This is a genomic window from Streptomyces sp. SPB074 (assembly GCF_000154905.1).
Lineage (GTDB): Bacteria > Actinomycetota > Actinomycetes > Streptomycetales > Streptomycetaceae > Streptomyces.
This window is the reverse complement of the sequence record NZ_GG770539.1, coordinates 4,993,197-4,999,133: the sequence shown is the minus strand read 5'-3', so window position 1 is coordinate 4,999,133 and position 5,937 is coordinate 4,993,197. Positions and strand designations below refer to the sequence as shown.

The 5,937-nt window shown below is 73.6% G+C and carries 5 protein-coding genes and 1 pseudogene; 2 read left to right on the top strand and 4 right to left on the bottom strand.

The genetic code is table 11. The features are described from left to right. Positions 1 to 69: 69 nt before the first annotated feature. A complete protein-coding gene (locus SSBG_RS20975; protein ID WP_008748073.1) occupies positions 70 to 1,254 on the top strand; it encodes a macrolide family glycosyltransferase in 1,185 nt (394 codons plus the stop codon). Between the two features lie 71 nt (positions 1,255 to 1,325). On the opposite strand, the gene SSBG_RS20970 is transcribed toward SSBG_RS20975, so the two are convergent. From SSBG_RS20970 to dusB, 4 genes and pseudogenes are all read right to left on the bottom strand, one after another. Beyond that, complete coding sequence (locus SSBG_RS20970; RefSeq protein WP_008748072.1) at positions 1,326 to 1,736, bottom strand: VOC family protein; 411 nt, start codon at positions 1,734 to 1,736, stop codon at positions 1,326 to 1,328. 10 nt (positions 1,737 to 1,746) lie between these two features. After that, positions 1,747 to 2,220 carry a helix-turn-helix transcriptional regulator gene (locus tag SSBG_RS20965; RefSeq protein WP_008748071.1) on the bottom strand — a complete coding sequence of 158 codons (474 nt, stop codon included), beginning with the start codon at positions 2,218 to 2,220 and terminating at the stop codon, positions 1,747 to 1,749. Positions 2,221 to 2,319: 99 nt separating this feature from the next. Continuing rightward, on the bottom strand, positions 2,320 to 3,126 hold the full coding sequence (locus SSBG_RS20960) for an SAM-dependent methyltransferase (RefSeq protein WP_008748070.1): 807 nt from the start codon (positions 3,124 to 3,126) through the stop codon (positions 2,320 to 2,322). Between the two features lie 169 nt (positions 3,127 to 3,295). Continuing rightward, positions 3,296 to 4,532: pseudogene (gene dusB / locus SSBG_RS20955) on the bottom strand (tRNA dihydrouridine synthase DusB). 97 nt (positions 4,533 to 4,629) lie between these two features. On the opposite strand from dusB, the gene SSBG_RS20950 reads away from it, so the two are divergent. Continuing rightward, a partial coding sequence (locus tag SSBG_RS20950) for an MFS transporter (protein WP_037871709.1) occupies positions 4,630 to 5,937 on the top strand: 1,308 nt, incomplete at its 3' end.

Sequence of the window (5,937 nt, the reverse complement as noted above, 5' to 3'; positions counted from 1 at the left end):
GGCCCCGCGCCGGTGTGCCCGGCCCGCGCTGCCCCCGTACTCCCGTAGACCTGAAACGAGTGTGTTCCCATGCCACTTGCCCCTGCCCACATCGCGATGGTGTGCGCCCCGCTCGTGAGCCACATGCGGCCGAGCCTCGACATCGTGCGCGAGCTGGTCGCGCGCGGCCACCGGGTGACGTACGCGACCGACCCCTCGGCGGCGCACCTCGTGGAGCCGACCGGCGCGCGGCTCGTGCCCTTCACCACGGTGCTGCCGCACGTGGACAACGCGTGGCCCGACGACCCCATCGGCGCCATGGGCCTCTTCCTGGACGACGGTGTCCAGTCCCTCCCCCAGCTCCGCGCCGCCTACGACCGCGACCCGGCCGACCTGTACCTCTACGACATCGGCGCCTACCACGCCCGCGCGCTCGCCGAGGCGCAGGGCAGGCCGCTCGCGCAGCTCTCGCCCGCCTTCGTCGGCTGGGAGGGGTACGCGGAGGAGGTCGGCGCGCAGATCAAGGCGCTGCCGGGCGCGGACGCGTACCAGGAGCGCTTCGCGCGGTGGCTCGCGGAGTGCGGGGCGACGACGCGGGACGTCGACGCCTTCATGTGCCCGCCCGCGCGCTCGCTCGCCCTCGTACCGCGCGCGATGCAGCCGCACGCGGACCGCGTGGACACCGATGTCGTGACCTTCGTCGGGCCCTGCTTCGACGCCGGGGCGGAGACCTGGGAACGCCCGGCGGACGCCGAGCGCGTACTGCTCGTCTCACTCGGTTCCGCGTACACCCGGCAACCCGCCTTCTACCGCGCGTGCGTCGCGGCCTTCGGCGGGCTGCCCGGCTGGCACGTGGTCCTCCAGATCGGCGCGTACGTCGATCCGGCCGAGCTCGGGCCGCTCCCCGCGAACATCGAGGTCAGCTCCTGGGTCCCGCAGCGCGCGGTGCTCGCCGCCGCCGACGCCTTCGTGACGCACGCGGGCATGGGCGGCTGCGGCGAGGCGCTGCTCGCGGGCGTCCCGATGATCGCGGTCCCCCAGGCAGTCGACCAGTTCGCGAACGCGGACCGCCTCGTCGAGCTGGGCGTCGCCCGGCGTCTCGACACGGAGGAGGCGACGCCCGAGCGGCTGCGGGCGGCGCTGTCCGGCCTGGTCGGCGACCCGGAGGTGGCCGGACGTTCGGCCCGCCTGCGCGCGGACGCCCTCGCGGAGGGCGGGACCGCCCGGGCGGCGGACCTCATCGAGGCGGAGCTGAGGGGGACTCCGGGACGCTAGGCGGCCGGGGCGTCCCGCTCTCCGGCGGGCGCCCCCGCCCCTGCCGTCTCAGGCCACCTCCTGGATGCGGATCAGGTCACCTCCTGGATGCGGATCAGGTTGCCCGCCGGGTCGCGGAACGCGCAGTCGCGGATGCCGTAGGGCTGTTCCACCGGCTCCTGGACGACCTCGGCGCCCGCCTGCGAGAGCGTCGCGAAAGTGCCGTCGAGGTCCTTGGTCGCGAGAAGAATCCAGCCGTAGGTGCCCTTCGCCATCATCTCCGTGACCGTGCGGCGCTCCTCGTCCGTGATGCCGGGGTCCAGGGCGGGCGGGGCGAGGAGCAGCGAGATGCTGTCCTGGCCCTTCGGGCCGACCGTGAGCCAGCGCATCGCGCCCTGGCCGACGTCGGTGCGCAGCTCGAAGCCGAGGACGTCCCGGTAGAAGCGCAGGGACTCCTCGGGGTCGGTGTGCGGGAGGACGGTGGTGTGCAGTGTGAGGTCCATGCACCCGGCGTTAAGCGGGCCGGGAGCCGGGCGCTTCTCGATTCCTGACCGGTCGGGTGACCTGCTTGGCGAGGCAGGCGGGGACCCCCTCGCCCGCCCCGTCCGCCGCCCGCGCGGCCCGCTCCTTGTAGACGCTCGGCGGCATCCCGACGAGTTCGGTGAACCGGGTGCTGAACGTGCCCAGCGAGGCGCAGCCGACCGCGAAGCACACCTCCGTGACGCCGAGGTCGCCGCGTCGCAGGAGCGCCATCGCGCGCTCGACGCGGCGCGTCATGAGGTACGCGTACGGCGGCTCCCCGTAGGCGAGGCGGAACCGCCGGCTCAGGTGGCCGGCCGACATGTGCGCGCCGCGCGCGAGGGCCTCGACGTCGAGCGGGCTCGCGTACTCGCGGTGGATGCGGTCCCGTACCCGGCGCAGGACGGCGAGGTCGCGCAGCCGGCGCGCCTCGGCCCCGCCGTCCCCCGTGCGCGGTGAAGTGCTCATCACGCCAGCGTGCCACGGGCCCCCGACAACGGCGCCCGCTCAGCGCCCGCGCGCCCGGGCCCGCACCCGCGCCCGGGCCCGCACGTCAGGGCTCACCGGTCACGGCTTGCGGCCGACGAAGCCCCACTGCTCGACGGGGTCGCGGTCGAGCGGGGCCTCCGGCCGCCACAGGTCGATGGAGCCGAAGCCGGGGTCCAGGACCTCCAGGCCCTCCGTGAAGCGCTCCATCTCCTCGCGCGGCCGGGAGCGGTACGCCATCGCGCCGCCCTCCTCGTACTCCTCGGACGCCGCCTTCGACTCGGGCGTCTCGATGGTGTCGCACTGCACGAGGTGGCTGCCCGCGGGGAGCGCGTCGAGGTAGGAGCGGAGCAGGGCGTGGGCGGCGTCGCTGTCCGGGACGTGGCCGAGGGTGGAGAGGATGAGGACGCCGACGGGCCGGGTCAGGTCCAGGGTGCGCGCGGCCTCGGCGAGGACGGCGGGGGCGTCGGCGAGGTCGCAGTGCACGTAGTCGGTCGCGCCCTCGGGGCCGCTCGTGAGCAGGGCACGGGCGTGGGCGAGGACGATCGGGTCGTGGTCGACGTAGACGATGCGCGCGGTGGGGGCGACGGACTGGGCGATCTCGTGCGTCGCGTTGGCGGTGGGCAGGCCCGTGCCGAGGTCGAGGAACTGGTGGATTCCGGCCTCGCCCGCGAGGTGGCGCACGGCGCGGGCCTGGAAGGCGCGCGAGGCGCGCGCTATCTCCTTGATCTGCGGGTACGTCTCGGCCATGTACTGGCCCAGTTTGCGGTCCGCCTCGTAGTTGTCCTTGCCCCCGAGCCAGTAGTTCCACATGCGTGCGGAGTGCGGCACGCTCGTGTTGAGTTCCTGCTCCAGGCGCTGCATACGGTCGTCGAGGGGAGAACTCATGGGCGTGCCTTCCTCTGCAACTCGGTTCCCGCGAGCTCGCGTTGCTCTCGCGTCACCTCATGATCGCATCCGTCCGCGCGGGCACGGCCCCCTGGCGGCGGCTCCTGCCGCCCCGGCCGCCCCGTCCCGCCCCCGACCGGCCCTTTCTCCGCCCTCTCCCCGCCGCCTCTCAGCCTCCCGAGGTCTCCGACTCGGCGTCCTCGCCGAGGGTCGCGCGGTCCCAGGGGTCGTTGAGCCAGCCGTCCGGGAGCGCGACCCGGTTGTTGCCCGAGGTGCGCCCGCGCGGGCCCTCGGCCGCGCTGGGCCAGGGCTGGCCGAGGTCGAGCGCGTGCAGGCCCTCCTCCAGCTCGGCGAGGGTCGAGGTGGTGGCGAGGGCGCGGCGCTTCTCGGAGCCGACCGAGAAGCCCTTGAGGTACCAGGCGACGTGCTTGCGGAAGTCGATCACGCCGCGTTCCTCGTCCTCCAGCCACTCGCCGAGGAGGCGCGCGTGCCGCAGCATGACGGCGGCGACCTCGCGCAGTCCCGGCGGGGTGGGGCGCGGGGCGCCCTCGAAGGCGGCGACGAGGTCGGCGAAGAGCCAGGGGCGGCCGAGGCAGCCGCGCCCGACGACGACGCCGTCGCAGCCGGTCTCGCGGACCATGCGCAGGGCGTCCTCGGCGGTCCAGATGTCGCCGTTGCCGAGGACCGGCAGCTCGGGGACGTGTTCCTTGAGGCGGGCGATCGCGTCCCAGTCCGCCGTGCCGCCGTAGTGCTGGGCCGTGGTGCGGCCGTGCAGGGCGATCGCGGTGATGCCCTCGTCCACGGCGATGCGGCCCGCGTCGAACGCGGTGAGGTGGTCCTCGTCGATGCCCTTGCGCATCTTCATCGTGACCGGGAGGCCGTCCGCGCCCGCGACGGCCTCGCGCAGGATCGCGCGCAGCAGGTGCCGCTTGTACGGGAGGGCGGAGCCACCGCCCTTGCGGGTGACCTTCGGCACGGGGCAGCCGAAGTTCAGGTCGATGTGGTCCGCGAGGTTCTCCTCGCGGACCATGCGGGCCGCCTTGCCGACCGTGGCGGGGTCCACTCCGTAGAGCTGGATCGAGCGGGGCGTCTCGGTGGGGCCGAACTGGACGAGCCGCATCGTCTTCTCGTTGCGCTCGACCAGGGCGCGGGTCGTGATCATCTCGCTCACGAAGAGGCCCTTGCCGCCGCTGAACTCCCGGCACAGCGTGCGGAAGGGCGCGTTGGTGATCCCCGGCCATGGGGGCGAGCACGACGGGCGGCGTGATCGCGTACGGGCCGATGGCCAGCGGAGCGGCGACCGCCGGGGCGGGGGGCGTCGCGGGGCCGGCGGGGGTCCCGGGAGCGGTCGGCGCGGGGCGCGCGGCGGCGGTGGCATCGGTGGCGAGGGGGACTGCGGAGGACATACCCCCATTGTCACGTACCGCCGCGCGAGGCCAAACCGGTTGTCCACAGGCACGGTCATTAGTTAGTAAAGCGTACTAATGATTTACGATGCTGCTCATGCCCGAGCTGAGTCACCGGCGGCGCATGGCCGTCCTCGCCATCTGCTGCATGAGCCTCCTGATCGTCTCCCTGGACAACACCGTCCTCAACGTCGCCCTGCCCGACCTGCAAAAGGAGTTCGACGCGAGCGTCTCGGGGCTCCAGTGGACGATCGACGCGTACACGCTCGTCATCGCCTCGCTCCTCATGCTCTCCGGCTCGACCGCGGACCGCGTGGGCCGCCGCCGTGTCTTCCGTATCGGGCTGATCGTCTTCACCCTCGGTTCGGCGCTCTGCTCCGTCGCCCCGAACCTGGGGCTGCTCGTCGTCTTCCGCATGGTGCAGGCCGTCGGCGGCTCGATGCTCAACCCGGTCGCGATGTCGATCATCACGAACACCTTCACCGACCCGCGCGAACGCGCTCGCGCGATCGGGGTCTGGGGCGGTGTCGTGGGCCTCTCGATGGCGGCCGGCCCGCTCATCGGCGGGGTGCTGGTGGACACGGTCGGCTGGCGCTCGATCTTCTGGCTCAACCTCCCGATCGGCGTCGCCGCGCTCGTCCTGCTGTCGCTCTTCGTGCCCGAGTCCCGCGCTCCGCACGGGCGCCGCCCCGACCCGGTCGGGCAGCTCCTCGTCATCGTGCTGCTCGCCGCGCTCACGTTCGGCATCATCGAGGCCCCCGACTCCGGACTCACCTCGCCGCTCGTGCTCGGCTGCGCGGTGCTCGCCGTCCTCGCGGTCGCGCTGCTGCTCCCCTACGAGCTGCGCAGGCCCGAACCGCTCATCGACCCGCGCTTCTTCCGCAGCCTGCCCTTCAGCGGCGCGACCGTGATCGCCGTGTGCGGCTTCGCGGGCCTCGGCGGCTTCCTCTTCCTCTCCACGCTCTACCTCCAGAACGTCCGCCACTACAGCGCGCTGCACGCCGGGCTCTGGATGCTGCCGATGGCCGCCGTGACCTTCGTGAGCGCGCCGCTGTCCGGGCGGCTGGTCGGGGCGCGCGGCACGCGGGTGCCGCTGCTGATCGCGGGGCTCGGGATGACCGCGAGCGGGGTGCTCTTCGCGGCCTTCGACGGGCAGACCCGCACCGTGACCCTCGTCGCCGCCTTCGTCCTCTTCGGTCTCGGCTTCGGCTTCGTCAACGCGCCCATCACCAACACGGCCGTCTCCGGGATGCCCCGCTCCCAGGCCGGGGTCGCCGCCGCCGTCGCCTCCACGAGCCGCCAGACCGGCTCGGCGCTCGGCGTCGCGCTCCTCGGCGCCATCCTCGCCTCGGGCATCACGCCGGAGCGGTACGAGGCGACCTTCACGGACGCGGCCCGCCCCGCC